Raw genomic sequence first — 15,710 nt, forward strand, 5'->3', positions numbered from 1 at the left:
TTATAAACCGCAAGTTATGCTTTAAGCTGACTAAAAAGTAAAATTTGATAACCAATAAATACCGCTAATAATAGTAAACCTTTTGCGCGTGTGATGCGAAACTTACCACTGCGGCTAAAACAGAGAATAAACAACAAAAAGGTTGTGGCAAGCATATAAGGTGCATCGCGAGATGCTGCTGCTTGATCAATAGCGCCAGGAGAAATTAATCCAGCCAATGATAGTACTGCGAGAATATTAAAGATATTTGAGCCAATGATATTACCTAAAGCTAAGTCATCTTCTTTTTTAATTATACTCATAATACTGGCGGCAAGCTCAGGCAAACTTGTGCCAACAGCTATTACCGTTAAACCAATGACTAAATCGCTTATACCGAAAGCTTTGGCAATAAAGATTGAAGAGTCAACCAAATAATTGGCGCTAAGAGGCAGAAATATCATGCCAAATATTAACCAGAAAAATGATCTTGGTTTACTTACCGCCTCAGGCACTTCTTGTTCAGCTTCTAGCACCATTTTGTCATCAATTGGGTTTTGCTTAGCGCGCTTTAATGTCACCATTAATAAGATTGCTAGATACGACACAAAACCGATAATTAATATTAAGCCTTCAATAAAGCTAAAATTACTATTTGCCAACATATAAGTTGCGATTGCGGTGATCAGTAAAATTAATGGGATTTCTCGTTTAATGGTTGAAGAGGAAACTGATAAGGGATGAAATAAAGCCGTTAAACCTAGTACCAATGCGATATTGGTAATGTTTGAACCTATAGCATTACCGACCGCTGTATCAGGGTTACCTTGAAAAGAGGCCGTTCCAGCAATCATCATTTCAGGCGCTGACGAGCCCATGGCGACAATAGTTAAACCAATGATCATAGGAGAAATGCCATAATTTCGTGCTAATGATGAGGCACCAAATACAAATTTGTCTGCACTCCACACTAAAGTGATTAGTGAAAGCAATAAGATCAAAATTTGGACGAACATTCAAAGCTCCTGTTGGCTAGGTAATTTACAATTTTGTGCGAATAATGAAATAAAGAGGAATTATAAACCAATGTTGGAATTTGATGACACCCTACTAATACTCATAACTGCTGATTTTGCCAACAAGTTTGTCGGGCAAAGATCATTATAAACTTTTTCTAAAATTTTTGGCAGATGCATTCAGCATTTTATTGATAAATCTACTTAAGCACGAAAATAAGCAACAGCAAAGTCAATCTTACACTTTATTACATTTACATACGCTTTTAGTACCAAATATTTGTGAATTTGTAATGACTGCCATCTAACCCTAAGGTAGAATTCTTTCCAATAAGACAATAATAAGCCAAGACGTTAGCCCCCAATATATGTCCGAAATTTTAGTTGATATTAAAGATATGACCTTTAAACGTGATGAGCGTGTCATTTATGATGGCATTAGTTTATCTATCCCTAAAGGTAAAGTTACCGCCATTATGGGCCCTAGCGGTATTGGTAAAACAACTTTGTTACGTCTCATTGGTGGCCAAATCAAACCAGAGTCAGGGCAAATTTTGTTTGATGGTCATGATATCCCTAAGCTATCCCGTAATGCCTTATATGATGTTCGTAAACGTATGAGTATGCTTTTTCAAAGCGGTGCGCTTTTTACCGATATGAGTGTGTACGACAACATTGCTTTTCCAATGCGTGAACATACTGAACTGTCTGAAGATTTAATTGAGAAAATGGTCTTAATGAAGTTAGAAGCGGTTGGTTTACGTGGCGCCAGAGAATTACGCCCAAGTGAACTTTCTGGTGGTATGGCGCGTAGAGCTGCATTAGCCCGAGCAATAGCATTAGATCCGGAGTTAATATTATATGATGAGCCTTTTGCTGGCCAAGATCCTATTTCAATGGGGGTGATTGTTCGCTTAATTCGTGAACTTGGACAAGCACTAGGTTTAACATCAGTTGTGGTTTCTCACGATGTTCCCGAAGTCATGAGTATTGCAGATTACATTTATATAATTGCTGAGCAAAAAATTATTGGCCAAGGTACGCCAGAGCAAATTCATAAGCAAACGTCTCCGTTAGTACAACAATTTGTTAAAGGTGAGGCCGACGGCCCTGTGCCGTTTCATTTTCCAGCAGCATCATATCGCGATGAACTTATTGGCCGAGGTGACAAGTAGTGACAGCATTGCAAAATTTAGGTGGTACGATCATCAACCTAGTTTCAGGATTAGGTCGAGCATTATTGATGTTAGCGTCTGCTTTGTTTCATATGCCAAACCCGCGCAAGGGTTTTCCACTTTTAATGAACCAGTTGTATTCGGTAGGGGTATTATCACTAATTATTATTTTAGTGTCTGGCTTATTTATCGGTATGGTACTGGCATTGCAAGGCTATACTATTTTAGTTGGCTATGGCGCTGAAGCAAGTTTAGGGCCCATGGTTGCGCTATCATTATTGCGTGAATTAGGTCCTGTGGTTGCTGCGCTATTGTTTGCGGGTCGAGCGGGTTCAGCATTAACGGCTGAAATTGGCTTGATGAAAGCAACAGAGCAACTTTCCAGTTTAGAAATGATGGCGGTAGACCCACTCCGACGCGTGGTTGCACCACGATTTTGGGCAGGGTTTATTAGCTTACCGCTACTTGCCGCTATATTTTCTGCTATTGGCATACTCGGTGCGCATTTGGTTGGCGTTGATTGGCTTGGCGTTGACAGCGGTACGTTTTGGTCGGTAATGCAAGCACAAGTTTCTTTTGAAAAAGACATCATGAATGGTGTTATTAAGAGTTTAGTATTTGCCTTTGTCGTTACTTGGATTGCCGTTTACAAAGGTTATGCCTGTGAGCCTACCTCGGAAGGAATTAGCCGAGCAACAACGTCAACGGTTGTACAGTCATCGCTATTGGTATTGGGTTTAGATTTTGTTTTAACAGCGTTAATGTTCGCAAACTAGTGCGTGCTGTTATTTAGTTGAATATTTATTGAATTTGGTGGAAGACATGGTGTCGAAAAAAGTAGAGTTATTGGTTGGTTTATTTGCAGCAATAGGTATTGCGGCTTTGTTGATGTTAGCGCTAAAAGTTGCTGACAGTGGTATTTCAGGCAATGGTACAACATATCAGCTCTATGCTAAGTTTGATAATATTGGTGGTTTAAAAGTTCGTTCGCCTATCAAAGTTGGTGGTGTTGTCGTTGGACGAGTAAGTGATATATCACTCGATCCGGAAGATTATACGCCAGTGGTAACATTAGATATTTACACTGAGTATGATGGCTTTTCTGAAGCGACTTCGGTATCTATTTTAACTGCCGGATTATTAGGTGAGCAGTACGTTGGTTTGTTGCCAGGTTTTATTGATGATTCGGTAGATACTTTGCAGCCAGGTGATTTTATTGAAGATACTAAACCAGCGTTGGTATTAGAGGAATTAATCGGCCAGTTTTTATTTAGCCAAGGGAGCGATGACTAATTATGATGAAGCATCTTGTTAAGAAAATAGCGTTTTGTATTACATTGTTAGGTTTGTCAGCCGTGGCTAATGCTGAGGTTGATAAAAAAGACCCTTATCAAATGATAAAAACGGTTGCTGATATAACTTTTAAGCGTTTTGCCAATGAACAAAGCGAAATTCGAAAAGATCCTAATTTATTAAAGAACATTGTTAGTGAAGAGTTAATGCCGTATGTAAATTATCAATATGCAGCATATAAAGTGATTGGCAGTAATTTTAAGAAAACAAACAAGGCAGATCGCGCTAAATTCGTACCAGCATTTCGAGATTATTTGATCACTTCTTATGCGCAAGTTTTCACCTTATATAACAATCAAAAGGTAGAATTTTCACCGGCAAAAAATTTCGCTAAAGAACGTGTTGTTTCCGTAGATACTAGGGTTATTGAACCAGGGCGCGAACCGATCAATATTTCTTTTAGAGTGCGTAAACACAAGAAAACCGGAGAGTGGAAAGCCTACGATATGGTGGCTGAAGGCATTAGTTTACTTGATAGCAAACAGGCAGAGTTAAGCAGTTTAATTCGTCAAAAAGGTTTGCCACATGTTACCGCTATGCTGAAAGAGAAAAGTGCCAAGAATATCGTTTTTAAGTAAATCGCTTAAAGCATTATTTATAGAGTGAAATTAAAATAGCGTATTAAAATGACGTTATCAGTAGGTTGATATGATAAATGTACAGCAACTAGAGCATAAAGTGGTTATCAGTGGCGCGTTGACTCGTGCTACAATTACGCGAAATTTCGATAAAAAATATCGCAAAATTGTCAATGACACAAAAGTCACCATTGACTTGGCTAATGTTAGTCAAATTGATACTGCCGGTCTTGCATGGTTATTAATGTTGGTTGAGCTTGCTGGCAAGAATGCTTGTCAAATGAACTTAGCTAATTTACCTGAAGATTTATTGAAATTGGCAAAACTAAGTGCAGTTGATACCCTATTACCTATAGAATAGGCGAATTTAAATTAATGAGCCTAAACGCTATTTGGAGCAAGAAGTGGAAATAAAAGATATAGAAAAACTTATTACTGATGCGATTGAGTTAGATGAAATTCATGTAGCCTTTGATGGTTCGCAATGTAAAGTTATTGCCGTTGCAGATTTTTTAGGCGAGTTAAGTCGAGTAAAAAAGCAGCAAACAATTTATGCGCCATTAGCTCAAGCAATTAACGAAGGCACCATACACGCAGTATCCATTAAAACTTTCACAACAGCTGATTGGCAACGTGAAAAAATGTTTAATTTACCACTTTAATTTTCCTTTTAATAAAAACTGACAGAAAAGAATATACTATTGGACGCATTTAAAATTATTGGTGGACAACCACTGCAAGGCGAAGTTACCATCTCAGGGGCGAAAAACGCTGCACTGCCTATTTTAATGGCAGCCTTACTTTCGGAAACTCCCATCACCTTTTCCAATGTTCCTAAGCTTAATGATATTGAAACGACGCTTAAATTATTGACGCAATTTGGTGCAAAAACGCAATGGTTAAATGATGACAGCTTAACCATTGATGCCAGCAATATTGACCATTGTCGAGCATCATATGAACTAGTTAAAACTATGCGTGCTTCAATATTAGTTTTAGGGCCACTACTGGCTCGATTTGGTCATGCTGAAGTCTCGCTGCCTGGCGGTTGTGCAATTGGTGCACGTCCTGTTAACTTGCACATCCATGGCTTGAAGCTGATGGGCGCTGATATTGACGTTGAAAATGGTTATATCATTGCACGCAATAATGGTCGCTTGCAGGGGGCAACCATCTTTATGGATACCGTGAGTGTCACAGGCACGGAAAATTTAATGATGGCAGCTGCTCTTGCTGAAGGTGTTACAATTATTGAAAATGCTGCTCGTGAGCCTGAGATTGTTGATTTAGCAAATTGTTTAAATGCAATGGGCGCGAAAGTTTCTGGTGCTGGTACAGATACCTTAACTATTGAAGGGGTTGAACAGTTATTAGGCAAGCAGTACTCCGTCATGCCAGATCGCATCGAAACGGGCACATTTCTTGTTGCTGCAGCAGTTACGCAAGGTAAAGTAAAATGCTTAAATACTGATCCTAAAGCGCTAGAAGCTGTCTTGAGTAAGCTGCAAGAATCTGGTGCTGAAATTACCTGTGGTGACGACTGGATTGAACTGGAAATGTTATCTAAGCCGAAAGCTGTCAATATTCGTACTGCACCGCATCCGGCATTTCCAACAGATATGCAGGCACAGTTTGTGGCTCTTAATGCTATTGCAGAAGGCACAGCAACCACGACAGAAACGATTTTCGAAAACCGTTTTATGCATGTACCTGAGTTACAACGAATGGGCGCTAATATTAGCTTAGAGGGCAATACGGCAATCAGTACAGGTGTTGAGCAACTCAATGGTGCACAGGTGATGGCGACGGATTTACGTGCTTCTGCCAGCTTAGTGATTGCAGGCTTAGTTGCTACAACTGAAACACAAGTTGATAGAATTTATCATATTGACCGTGGTTACCAAAAAATTGAAGATAAGTTACAGGCACTGGGGGCAAATATTACCCGCATCAAGGCCAGTTAATTTCGGATAAGTAATAACAAAAAGCCCAGCGAATGCTGGGCTTTTTGTTATTTTAATTCCGCTAATTTGAAACTGGCTGAATTCAAACTATTTAGTGACCTCAGCAATGGTTACTGGAAGCGAGAATTGTTGGCCACCGCGAGAAATGATGAAGTTTAATATACTTCCAGGTGATGCTTCAGCAACAATATCTAGCCCATGCTTTACATTGCGAAGTTGGATATCATTAATTTGATATACCACATCACCTGCTTGTAATCCTGCTATCATAGCTGGGCTATTTGGTGTTACAGCATCAATAATAAAGCCTTTAAAGTTTGAAACATTGTCTCTGGCATCAACCCCTAACCAGCCGCGTACTACTCGACCATTTTCAATGATTTTTAGCATGACTTTATGAGCCAGTTCATAGGGCACAGCAAAAAATATTCCTTGAATGCTTAAACCAGAATCGCCTCGAGTAAAGTTTCGTGAATTAATACCGACAAGTTGACCATTTGAATTGATCAGGGCACCCCCTGAATTACCATTATTAATCGCGGCGTCCATCTGAAGAAATTGCAAATAACTACTACTGAGGCCACTTTGCCCTGTGGCACTGATAATACCTTGAGTAACGGTTTGTCCTAAATTAAGTGGGTTACCTATCGCTAGCACCACATCGCCGACTTGCGATTGCAATGCCTGATTTTGAGGTATAACAGGTAAATTATTTGCTTGTACTTTTAGCACAGCTAAGTCAGTAATCTCGTCGTAACCTATCAGCTCGGCATGTAATTCTTGACCTCGTTGCAGTACTACAACAATTAAGTCGGCACTTTGTACAACATGATAATTGGTTAATATATAACCTTGCTCATGCATGATAACACCACTACCTAAACGCGTCGTTCTGCGTGGTTGTCGGGTATAGTTACTGTTAGTTTGAATATCTTCAGAGTAAATATTTACCACCGCAGGGCCGGCTAGTCTTACTGCGTTAGCATAAGATAAAGGTTTTTTTTGTGGTTCAGTTTTATTAAATACTTGCCATAAAGACAAACTGTCGTTGCGTAATTCTGGTACTAGTAGCAGTAACACAACCGCGAACATAACGCCGTAACTAGCGGAGCGAATAACAAATTTCAGAGCATTAAAGACTTTCAACAGGTTTATTTTTATTAGATGGTTTTTTCTAGACTAACATAATCCCTTAACGCGGATAAAGTGTTGTCTTACCTCATTGGTTACCACTCAATAAAAGAAATGACGAAAATTCTTTGGGAAAATAAAAAAGCCTATCAATCTGATAGGCTTTTAAGGTTAAGCATTCTAGCGCTTAAAGTGATAGGTAATTAGCGGATCATTAAGAATAATGATGAATTATTACGAACAACGTTTAAAGCAAATACACCTTTATGCTCATTAAGGTAACTACGCAGTTCACCAATGTTGTTGATACGTTGACGGTTAATGCCATTGATAACATCACCTTTACGTAAACCTACGGCAGCGGCAGGACTGTTTTCAGCAATGTCGACAACTGAAATGCCATTGCCCTGACTATTGTTCTCTAATTCTGCGCCATCAAGCATACGATGTAAACTTGCCGCTTCAATGTTAGTCGATTCAGACTTTTTCAAGGTAACGTCAAACTCTTTTTCCTTACCGTCTTTTCTTATTACCGTGATTTGCACAGTTTTTCCAGCGCCTATTGAACCAATTTTACCTCTTAGTTCATTAAAGCTTTTGATCATTTTACCATTAACTTTAATGATCACATCTCCTGCTCGAATACCCGCTTCATCGGCGGCAGAATCAGGCGTAACTTGTTCAACAAAACCACCTTGGTTAATATCAAGCTCCATTGCTTTTGCAATTTCGCTGGTGACACTTCGCCCGGCAACGCCAAGTACGCCACGACGAACTTCACCAAACTCAATAATTTGGTTGACCAAATTTTGCACCATATTACTTGGAATAGCGAAACCTATACCGACATTGCCACCGTTAGGGCCCAATATTGCAGTGTTAATACCGATCAACTCGCCTCGTAAATTAATTAGAGCGCCACCAGAGTTGCCACTATTTATGGCGGCATCTGTTTGAATAAAGTCTTCATAGTTTTCTACATTTAAACCGCTGCGACCTAAAGCGCTAACGATACCAGAAGTTACCGTTTGCCCTAAGCCAAAAGGGCTGCCAATTGCGACTGTAAAGTCACCAACGCGCAACTTATCAGAATCAGCAATTTTTACTTCGACTAAATCATCTGCTTCTATTTGCAGTAGTGCAATATCACTCGCTTCGTCGCCGCCTATTTTTTTGGCTTCTAATTGACGACCATCTTTAAGTGTTATTTGAATTTCATCAGCATCATTTACTACATGGCTATTGGTAACAATATAGCCTTCGTCAGCATTGATAATAACCCCTGAGCCTAAACCACGGAATTGGCGCTCTTGCTCTTGGCCTTGGCGTGGGTTGCCAAAGAAGAATTTAAACGCGTCTGGTACTCGTTGCTTTACTTCGTGGGTGCCACGAACAGAAATTAAGACAACGCCTGGAGTTACACTTTCAAGCATAGGTGCCAAGCTTGGCATACTTTGGCCATTAACTGCATGAGGTAATGCTGCTTGCACTGGAAGACTTGCCATCGCAATAGTGCTGGAAAGTAAGACGCTATTAACTAAAACTGATAAATTTCTCATATAACAGAAAACTCCTAACTAAAATATTTATACTCAAGTGAAGACATATAATAAAAAAATTAGTTCCTAACTATTTGTTTCGGTATTTGTAACACTTTGTTTCTTATCATCAAACAAACCACTTGGCGCGCCAGAATAATCTAAAGGTGGCTCTGAAATGGTTTCGTCGCTTTTACGCTCTTGCTTGTTATGTCGCAAACTGACCGTTTGCGCTAACTGTTCTTGTGTTTCTTTAGAGAAAAAAGGCATGCTTTCAATATTTTCCGGTGTTGCTTGTTGCAGCAACTGTGTGCTTTGTGCCATTTGTGCCATTGCAGTTTGACAAGTGTTATTCATCTGCTCTAGCAATTTTGCAGAACTATCAAGGTGCTCTGCAACATCAAGCTTATATTGTGCCAATTCAGATTCGCGTTGGCTGGCTTTTTCAGCTAACTTTTTAGTTTCTTGAGATGATGCGAAAAGCGTTTTGTTGGCAATAAACCCGACGATTGCACCAACGATAAATATTCCTAATCCTAAAACAACATTCATATTTCTTTACCTTCATTGTATTCATGGAGAAAATTAGAGAAAATAACCTTTAATACCAATTATTCAACTTGGTATAATTCAATATAACGCGCTTCACGCTACATACCTAGTGAATATATTTGCAAAAAACTATTTTTCAAGCGAAGTTTGTGCAAACGTATGAAGAAAACACAATAAGTTGCTAACTAAACGGTTATTAAATGATTAAATTATCCCCTTTTGATAAGTATACCCAAGATTTAACTCGAGATGATTTTCTCTTTGATGCCGCGCAAGAAAATGCGGTTAAAAATTTACAAAGGCTATATGACGATCTGAAAAGCAAACCTTTACCCGTTACAGGATTTAAGAAAGTACTCAATCGCTGGAAGCGAGTGGTAGCAAAATCTGAACGTAAGACCATCACAGGTTTGTATTTTTGGGGGGGAGTAGGTCGTGGTAAGACGTACCTTGTTGACACCTTCTACGATTGTTTACCATTTGAAAATAAAATGCGAGTGCATTTTCATCGTTTTATGCACCGCGTTCATGAAGAGCTCAAGAGTTTGCATGGACAGTCGGATCCACTAAAGATTATTGCTAAACGTTTCGCTGAAGAAACCTGTATTATTTGCTTTGATGAATTTTTCGTTTCTGATATCACCGATGCCATGATCTTAGGCACATTATTTGAGGAGCTTTTTGCCCACAATGTTACCTTAGTTGCAACATCGAATATTATTCCTGATGAACTGTATCGCAATGGTTTGCAGCGTGAACGATTTTTACCGGCGATAAAGTTGATTAATCAACATTGCGATATTGTTAATGTTGATAGCGGTATTGATTATCGCTTACGTACCCTTGAACAAGCAGAGATATTTCATTATCCGCTTGACCCACAAGCCGACGAGAATTTAACCCATTATTTTAAACAATTATCAGTAGAAGCAGGCACGAAAAATAAAGTTATTGAAGTGAATAATCGACAACTAACGACGATACAAGAATCAGATGGTGTCGTTCATTTTGAATTTTCAACACTTTGTGAGTCGGCCAGAAGTCAAAGTGACTATATGGAGTTAAGCCGTTTGTATCATACGGTGTTAATGGCGAATGTGACGCAAATGAATGCCGAACATGACGATGCTGCACGACGTTTTATTGCCCTTGTTGACGAATTTTACGAACGCAATGTTAAATTAATTATGTCTGCGGAAGTGGCACTTGAAGACTTATATATCGATGGCCGCTTAATGTTTGAATTTAAGCGTTGTTTGAGCCGATTACTTGAAATGCAATCTCACGATTATCTTGCAAGTGAGCACTTACCTTAAAGCACTGACTTGCTTTGAATTTAAAAAAGGATTTTATTTATGAAAAGAAAATCAGCTCAGCTGTTGATACTGCTGTTTAGTGCTGTTTTTGTCTCGCAAACAGCTTTTGCTAGCTCGAACCCGTTTGTTCAGGCCATGACTCTTTCCAATAAGTACATGCGTGGCGCCGTCATTAGTATGTGGAATTCTGAGCATTTAAGTTGGCGAGCACAATTGTTTCAAGCTGCGTGTACTGATGATTTTACTGAAATAAACCACGAGATTGCCGCAAGCTTTACTTTGGTACATGACAAAATTATTGACCAAGCGATTTTAAATGGCGAGTTAATTACTGAAGACGAGAAAGCTGCATTAGCAGATATGGCTAAGCTGCATTATAAAATATACAGCTCAGCGTACCGTTATGGTTATATTTACCGTCTAAAGGTTATCCAAAAACATTACCCTGAAATAAACCCAGAGTTTTGTATAGATGCAGAGGAAATGTCAGAAAACTTCCCGGTGGATCATGCTGCGATGTTGCCGTGGCGTCATACTGGCAACTTAAGAAATGAGCAATGGCAAGATAATATACATGCCATGCGAATATTAAATAAATATTTGTTGCCAGCATATTTAGCTCGCCAGCAGCAATTTAGTCATCTAGTTGATGCGCAAATATATGCAATGATAAATGATGACAAAAACTCCTTTGCTGCTTTAGCTAAAGTTACTACAAGCCAAGATTATAAAAATTTGTTAGTGGCAGAGGTTGCTAAAGCACGTGAATTAGCTACAAATAAAAAATTACCAAAATCTCCTTGGCTGGCTGCGTATTTAACTCAAGCGGAAACTTGGCTGTGGCAGGCTTATGCACAAAGCACTATTTCGGCGTTGCAACGTATTGAAGAAAAATACCCTAAAGTGCATCAAAAGATTGAGCGGCATATGGATAGCTATATCGAATTGCAACGTGCAGGACTAGAAGCTGATAAAGCAAGACTAAAACAACAACTTGATAATATTTAGTGACGTTAGAGATGGTTTCGCTACTTTGTTCGAAAAAGATTAAAAAATAGGCGTGATCTTTAATAACTTCTTCTGTATAATCCGCGCTCCCTACGTTACAAATGCATGTTCTTTTTCCAGAGAATTTGCAAGGGACTCGATGCTCGAAGGGGCAATTGCGTAGTCTTTATAACGGATAACTTAAGGAATTCTTAGGTTATTATTTAAGTAACATTTATATAATTGGGTTTTTTAATGAAAACTTTTGTAGCTAAACCAGAAAGCGTACAACGCGAATGGTTCTTAGTGGACGCCGAAGATAAAACTTTAGGTCGTATCGCTACTGAAATTGCAAGCCGTTTACGCGGTAAGCATAAGCCAGAATACACTCCTCACGTAGATACAGGCGATTACATCGTTGTTATCAATGCTGAGAAAGTAAAAGTTACTGGTAACAAAGCGAAAGGTAAAATTTACTACTCGCATACAGAATTTGTTGGCGGTCTTAAGCAAATTAGCTTTGAAAAGCTAATTGAAAAAGCGCCAGAGCGTGCAATTGAATTTGCAGTTAAGGGTATGTTACCTAAAGGTCCTTTAGGTCGTGAAATGTTCCGTAAACTTAAAGTTTATGCGGGTACTGAACACAAGCATACAGCACAACAACCACAACTTTTGGAGCTTTAAGCAATGGCTGATAATCAATATTACGGTACTGGTCGTCGCAAGAGCTCAACTGCTCGTGTGTTCATGAAAGCTGGTAACGGTGCAATCACAATTAACAAGCGTGACATTTCTGTATACTTCGGTCGCGAAACTGCTCGTATGGTAGTTCGTCAACCATTAGAACTTTTAGAAATGCTAGAAAAGTTTGACTTTAACATCACTGTTGTTGGTGGTGGTATTTCTGGTCAAGCTGGTGCAATTCGTCACGGTATTACTCGTGCATTAATGGAGTTTGATGAAACTTTACGTAGCCCTCTACGTCAAGCAGGTTTCGTTACTCGTGATGCTCGTAAAGTTGAACGTAAGAAAGTTGGTTTACATAAAGCACGTAAACGTCCACAATTCTCAAAACGTTAATATTTACGTTATACGATTTCAAAAACCGGCTATTGCCGGTTTTTTTATTGCTAAAATTTGATTAACATCATAAGTACTTCCATCCCCGCCCTTTAAAATTTACGCTGGTAAATATCAAATTTCGATTTTGCACAGCAAGATGATTTTTAGACGTTAAAGCGTCAGCTATTTTAGATCTTTTACCAAAATTTTTTTTCAACAAACACAACAACAAAACGCACAAATGCGAATGGTTTTTATTTACAGGTTGTGTTGATTACTAATTGACTTTTATTTGCATAATCACGCGCTGAAATGGGGAATTGCCTTGTAAAAAACAGGGCTTTTCTTTATCATCAGAGCAATTTTTTTGTCGTTGATTTAGTCAATCAGCAATCAGCACATTAGCTAAGCAGTTTTTCTGCTTATGTGTTGTTGTTTTAGCTAGATAATAATTGGAGAGTTTGAATGAGCAATGCGCCCGTTAACAACGGCCGTCGACGCTTTTTAACCGCGGCTACTTCGGTAGTTGGTGGTGTTGGTGTTGTCGGTGTGGCTGTGCCTTTCATTGGATCTTGGAACCCAAGTGCGCGAGCGAAAGCTGCTGGTGCACCGGTTGAAGTCAATGTAAGTAAAATAGAGCCTGGTCAATTAATTCGTGCTGAGTGGCGCGGTAAGCCAGTATATGTTGTGCGTAGAACTGAAGAAGTTCTTGCTAATTTAAGTGCACATGATGATGAGCTAAGAGATCCTAACTCTGAAGTTCCACAACAACCTGTGTATGCAACAAACGCATACCGTTCAATTAAGCCTGAATATATGGTGGCATTAGGTGTATGTACTCACTTAGGCTGTGCTCCTACATATCATAAAGGTGATTTTGAACAACACGTTGAAGGTGTGAAAAATGGCTTCTTCTGTCCTTGTCATGGCTCTAAGTTTGATATGGCTGGTCGTGTATTCCAAGGTGTACCGGCACCAACAAACCTAATGGTTCCAGATCATTCATTCCCTAACGATGACACCTTGTTAATTGGTGTAGCTGAAGGAGAGGCATAATGTTTTCTAACTTAATGGCTTGGATTGAACAGCGTCTACCTTTAATGGATGCAATGAACAAGCACGCGGTACAATACCCTGCACCAAAGAACTTTAACTTTTGGTACGTATTCGGTATTTTGGCCAGTGTTGTTTTAGTTAACCAAATATTAACTGGCGTTTGGCTAACAATGAACTATGAACCATCAGGTGATGGCGCTTTTGCTTCTATAGAATACATTATGCGTGATGTCGACTACGGTTGGTTATTGCGTTATATGCATTCAACAGGTGCGTCGGCATTTTTCGTAGTTGTCTACATGCACATGTTCCGTGGCATGATTTATGGCTCTTACCAAAAGCCTCGTGAGTTATTGTGGTTGTTTGGTATGCTAATTTTCTTAGTACTAATGGCTGAAGCTTTCATGGGTTACTTATTACCTTGGGGTAATATGTCTTATTGGGGAGCTCAAGTTATTATCTCCATTTTTGGTGCTATTCCAGTTATCGGTGATGATTTAACTCTTTGGATACGTGGTGATTACGTTATCTCTGGTGCAACATTAAACCGTTTCTTCGCCCTACATGTTATTGCCTTACCATTAGTGTTAGTTGTTTTGGTTTTCTTGCACATTTTAGCGTTACATGAAGTGGGTTCAAATAACCCTGATGGCACTGATATCAAGAAGCCTAAAGGTAGTGTTCCTCCTGAAGAGCAAAGTAAGTTTACTTTCCATGAGCAATACACTAAAAAGTACGATATTGTCGATGCGATCCCGTTCCACCCATACTACACAGTCAAAGATTTGGTTGCTGTGGTTATTTTCCTAATTGTTTTTTGTTGGGTAATGTTCTTTGCACCTGAAGGTGGCGGTTACTTTATTGAGGCGCCAAACTTTGAACCTGCAAATGGCCTGAAAACCCCTGAGCATATTGCACCGGTTTGGTACTTTGGTCCTTTCTATACCATTCTACGTGTTGTTCCTGATAAGTTATTAGGCGCAATTGGTATGTTCGGCGCTATTATTGCGTTGTTCATGTTACCTTGGTTTGACCGTGGTACGGTTAAATCACTTCGCTACCGTTGTACTGCTCACACAGTAAACCTTATTCAATTCGCTATTTGTTTTATTGTTTTAGGTGTTTTAGGTACGCTACCTGCAAACCCACTAAATAACATGATTGGTACTATTGCAAGTTTAGGTTACTTTGGCTTTTTTGTTGCACTGTGGATTTACAGTAAAAATGAAAAAACTAAGCCAGTTCCAGAGAGGGTGACAGGATAATGAAAAAATTTATTATTGCAGTTCTTGCTGCACTACCTATGCTGGCAATAGCCGCTGGCCCAAGCTTAGACTTAGACAAAGCAAACAATGATTTAACTGATAAAGAGTCATTAAAACGTGGTTTTGAGTCATACATTAACTACTGTTTAGGTTGTCATCAGTTGAAGTACCAACGTTATAATCGTACTTTTGCTGATTTGGGAATTTCTGACGAAGATGGTAAAGCTAAATATATGTACACTGGCGAAAAAGTTGGTGATCATATTACTAATACTATGCCACCAAAAGAAGCTGCTAAGTGGTTTGGTAGCACACCACCAGACTTAACGTTAGAAGCTCGCTTTAGAAGCCCTGATTGGATATACACTTACTTGCGTTCATTCTACGTTGATGAAAAACGCCCGTTTGGTGTTAACAATAAAGTGTTTAAAGATGTTGGTATGCCGCACGTATTGCAAAACCTTCAAGGTGTTCGCACTATGGATGAGCATGGCAATTTATCAGAAGCGACAGGTGGTTCTATGACAGCGGAAGAGTATGACAATTTCGCTCGCGATTTAACCAACTTTTTAGAATACACCGGTGAACCAAATAAGCTTGAACGTGAAAACATGGGCTATTGGGTAATTGGTTTCCTATTCATCCTGCTATTCTTCTCATACTTATTGAAGAAAGAATATTGGAGAGATGTACACTAATTACATATGTTCTGTAAAACAGTGTAAGCTATAAATATTA

The 15,710-nt window shown here is 39.1% G+C and carries 18 protein-coding genes; 14 read left to right on the plus strand and 4 right to left on the minus strand.

Annotation, left to right across the window (positions count from 1 at the left end; translation table 11 throughout):
* Positions 1-14: 14 nt before the first annotated feature.
* Complete coding sequence (locus tag AC27HL_RS02005; protein WP_487078646.1) at positions 15-995, minus strand: calcium/sodium antiporter; 981 nt, start codon at positions 993-995, stop codon at positions 15-17.
* Between the two features lie 368 nt (positions 996-1,363).
* Here AC27HL_RS02005 and mlaF point away from each other — a divergent pair, with 368 nt between their 5' ends.
* The 7 genes from mlaF to murA all read left to right on the plus strand — a co-directional run bounded on the left by mlaF (position 1,364) and on the right by murA (position 6,065).
* Positions 1,364-2,170, plus strand: a complete 807-nt coding sequence (mlaF, locus tag AC27HL_RS02010) for a phospholipid ABC transporter ATP-binding protein MlaF (protein WP_487078648.1) — start codon at positions 1,364-1,366, stop codon at positions 2,168-2,170.
* Positions 2,170-2,946, plus strand: a complete 777-nt coding sequence (mlaE, locus tag AC27HL_RS02015) for a lipid asymmetry maintenance ABC transporter permease subunit MlaE (protein WP_487078650.1) — start codon at positions 2,170-2,172, stop codon at positions 2,944-2,946. Before mlaF ends, mlaE begins: the two co-directional genes overlap by 1 nt.
* 46 nt (positions 2,947-2,992) lie before the next feature.
* Complete coding sequence (mlaD, locus tag AC27HL_RS02020) at positions 2,993-3,463, plus strand: outer membrane lipid asymmetry maintenance protein MlaD (protein ID WP_487078652.1); 471 nt, start codon at positions 2,993-2,995, stop codon at positions 3,461-3,463.
* Between the two features lie 2 nt (positions 3,464-3,465).
* Positions 3,466-4,101 carry an MlaC/ttg2D family ABC transporter substrate-binding protein gene (locus tag AC27HL_RS02025; protein ID WP_487078654.1) on the plus strand — a complete coding sequence of 212 codons (636 nt, stop codon included), beginning with the start codon at positions 3,466-3,468 and terminating at the stop codon, positions 4,099-4,101.
* A gap of 70 nt (positions 4,102-4,171) precedes the next feature.
* On the plus strand, positions 4,172-4,462 hold the full coding sequence (locus AC27HL_RS02030) for an STAS domain-containing protein (RefSeq protein ID WP_487078655.1): 291 nt from the start codon (positions 4,172-4,174) through the stop codon (positions 4,460-4,462).
* Between the two features lie 43 nt (positions 4,463-4,505).
* Positions 4,506-4,763 carry a BolA family protein gene (locus tag AC27HL_RS02035; RefSeq protein WP_487078656.1) on the plus strand — a complete coding sequence of 86 codons (258 nt, stop codon included), beginning with the start codon at positions 4,506-4,508 and terminating at the stop codon, positions 4,761-4,763.
* A gap of 39 nt (positions 4,764-4,802) precedes the next feature.
* The gene (gene murA / locus AC27HL_RS02040) at positions 4,803-6,065 is read left to right on the plus strand and encodes a UDP-N-acetylglucosamine 1-carboxyvinyltransferase (RefSeq protein WP_487078658.1); all 1,263 of its coding nucleotides are present in this window, start codon (positions 4,803-4,805) and stop codon (positions 6,063-6,065) included.
* An 87-nt stretch (positions 6,066-6,152) separates the two neighbouring features.
* Here the strand turns inward: murA and AC27HL_RS02045 are convergent, their stop codons facing one another.
* From AC27HL_RS02045 to AC27HL_RS02055, 3 genes are all read right to left on the minus strand, one after another.
* Positions 6,153-7,211, minus strand: coding sequence for a trypsin-like peptidase domain-containing protein (locus tag AC27HL_RS02045; protein ID WP_487078660.1), 1,059 nt, complete (start codon positions 7,209-7,211; stop codon positions 6,153-6,155).
* Between the two features lie 188 nt (positions 7,212-7,399).
* A complete protein-coding gene (locus tag AC27HL_RS02050) occupies positions 7,400-8,755 on the minus strand; it encodes a Do family serine endopeptidase (protein ID WP_487078662.1) in 1,356 nt (451 codons plus the stop codon).
* A gap of 66 nt (positions 8,756-8,821) precedes the next feature.
* Positions 8,822-9,286, minus strand: a complete 465-nt coding sequence (locus AC27HL_RS02055; RefSeq protein WP_487078664.1) for a Z-ring associated ZapG family protein — start codon at positions 9,284-9,286, stop codon at positions 8,822-8,824.
* Positions 9,287-9,486: 200 nt separating this feature from the next.
* Here AC27HL_RS02055 and zapE point away from each other — a divergent pair, with 200 nt between their 5' ends.
* The 7 genes from zapE to AC27HL_RS02090 all read left to right on the plus strand — a co-directional run bounded on the left by zapE (position 9,487) and on the right by AC27HL_RS02090 (position 15,670).
* Positions 9,487-10,602: a cell division protein ZapE gene (gene zapE, locus AC27HL_RS02060; protein ID WP_487078665.1), complete on the plus strand. Its 1,116-nt coding sequence runs from the start codon at positions 9,487-9,489 to the stop codon at positions 10,600-10,602.
* Positions 10,603-10,641: 39 nt separating this feature from the next.
* Positions 10,642-11,610, plus strand: coding sequence for a hypothetical protein (locus AC27HL_RS02065; RefSeq protein ID WP_487078666.1), 969 nt, complete (start codon positions 10,642-10,644; stop codon positions 11,608-11,610).
* A 234-nt stretch (positions 11,611-11,844) separates the two neighbouring features.
* Positions 11,845-12,273, plus strand: a complete 429-nt coding sequence (gene rplM, locus AC27HL_RS02070) for a 50S ribosomal protein L13 (RefSeq protein ID WP_487078667.1) — start codon at positions 11,845-11,847, stop codon at positions 12,271-12,273.
* 3 nt (positions 12,274-12,276) lie between these two features.
* Complete coding sequence (gene rpsI, locus AC27HL_RS02075) at positions 12,277-12,669, plus strand: 30S ribosomal protein S9 (protein ID WP_487078668.1); 393 nt, start codon at positions 12,277-12,279, stop codon at positions 12,667-12,669.
* 447 nt (positions 12,670-13,116) lie between these two features.
* Positions 13,117-13,707: a ubiquinol-cytochrome c reductase iron-sulfur subunit gene (gene petA / locus AC27HL_RS02080; RefSeq protein ID WP_487078669.1), complete on the plus strand. Its 591-nt coding sequence runs from the start codon at positions 13,117-13,119 to the stop codon at positions 13,705-13,707.
* Entirely contained in the window at positions 13,707-14,972 is a 1,266-nt protein-coding gene (locus AC27HL_RS02085; RefSeq protein ID WP_487078671.1) for a cytochrome b, read from the plus strand. Before petA ends, AC27HL_RS02085 begins: the two co-directional genes overlap by 1 nt.
* Positions 14,972-15,670, plus strand: a complete 699-nt coding sequence (locus tag AC27HL_RS02090) for a cytochrome c1 (RefSeq protein WP_487078673.1) — start codon at positions 14,972-14,974, stop codon at positions 15,668-15,670. The genes AC27HL_RS02085 and AC27HL_RS02090 overlap by 1 nt, the downstream gene beginning before the upstream one ends.
* Positions 15,671-15,710: the final 40 nt, after the last annotated feature.

The organism is Colwellia aquaemaris (genome assembly GCF_057548755.1).

Coding starts and splice junctions, on each gene's coding strand:
- mlaD (WP_487078652.1), top strand. CDS start 2,993: ATGGTGTCGAAAAAAGTAGAGTTATTGGTTGGTTTATTTGCAGCAATA.
- AC27HL_RS02090 (WP_487078673.1), top strand. CDS start 14,972: ATGAAAAAATTTATTATTGCAGTTCTTGCTGCACTACCTATGCTGGCA.
- AC27HL_RS02030 (WP_487078655.1), top strand. CDS start 4,172: ATGATAAATGTACAGCAACTAGAGCATAAAGTGGTTATCAGTGGCGCG.
- AC27HL_RS02055 (WP_487078664.1), bottom strand. CDS start 9,286: ATGAATGTTGTTTTAGGATTAGGAATATTTATCGTTGGTGCAATCGTC.
- rpsI (WP_487078668.1), top strand. CDS start 12,277: ATGGCTGATAATCAATATTACGGTACTGGTCGTCGCAAGAGCTCAACT.
- AC27HL_RS02085 (WP_487078671.1), top strand. CDS start 13,707: ATGTTTTCTAACTTAATGGCTTGGATTGAACAGCGTCTACCTTTAATG.
- rplM (WP_487078667.1), top strand. CDS start 11,845: ATGAAAACTTTTGTAGCTAAACCAGAAAGCGTACAACGCGAATGGTTC.
- AC27HL_RS02050 (WP_487078662.1), bottom strand. CDS start 8,755: ATGAGAAATTTATCAGTTTTAGTTAATAGCGTCTTACTTTCCAGCACT.
- zapE (WP_487078665.1), top strand. CDS start 9,487: ATGATTAAATTATCCCCTTTTGATAAGTATACCCAAGATTTAACTCGA.
- AC27HL_RS02005 (WP_487078646.1), bottom strand. CDS start 995: ATGTTCGTCCAAATTTTGATCTTATTGCTTTCACTAATCACTTTAGTG.
- petA (WP_487078669.1), top strand. CDS start 13,117: ATGAGCAATGCGCCCGTTAACAACGGCCGTCGACGCTTTTTAACCGCG.
- mlaF (WP_487078648.1), top strand. CDS start 1,364: ATGTCCGAAATTTTAGTTGATATTAAAGATATGACCTTTAAACGTGAT.
- AC27HL_RS02025 (WP_487078654.1), top strand. CDS start 3,466: ATGATGAAGCATCTTGTTAAGAAAATAGCGTTTTGTATTACATTGTTA.
- AC27HL_RS02065 (WP_487078666.1), top strand. CDS start 10,642: ATGAAAAGAAAATCAGCTCAGCTGTTGATACTGCTGTTTAGTGCTGTT.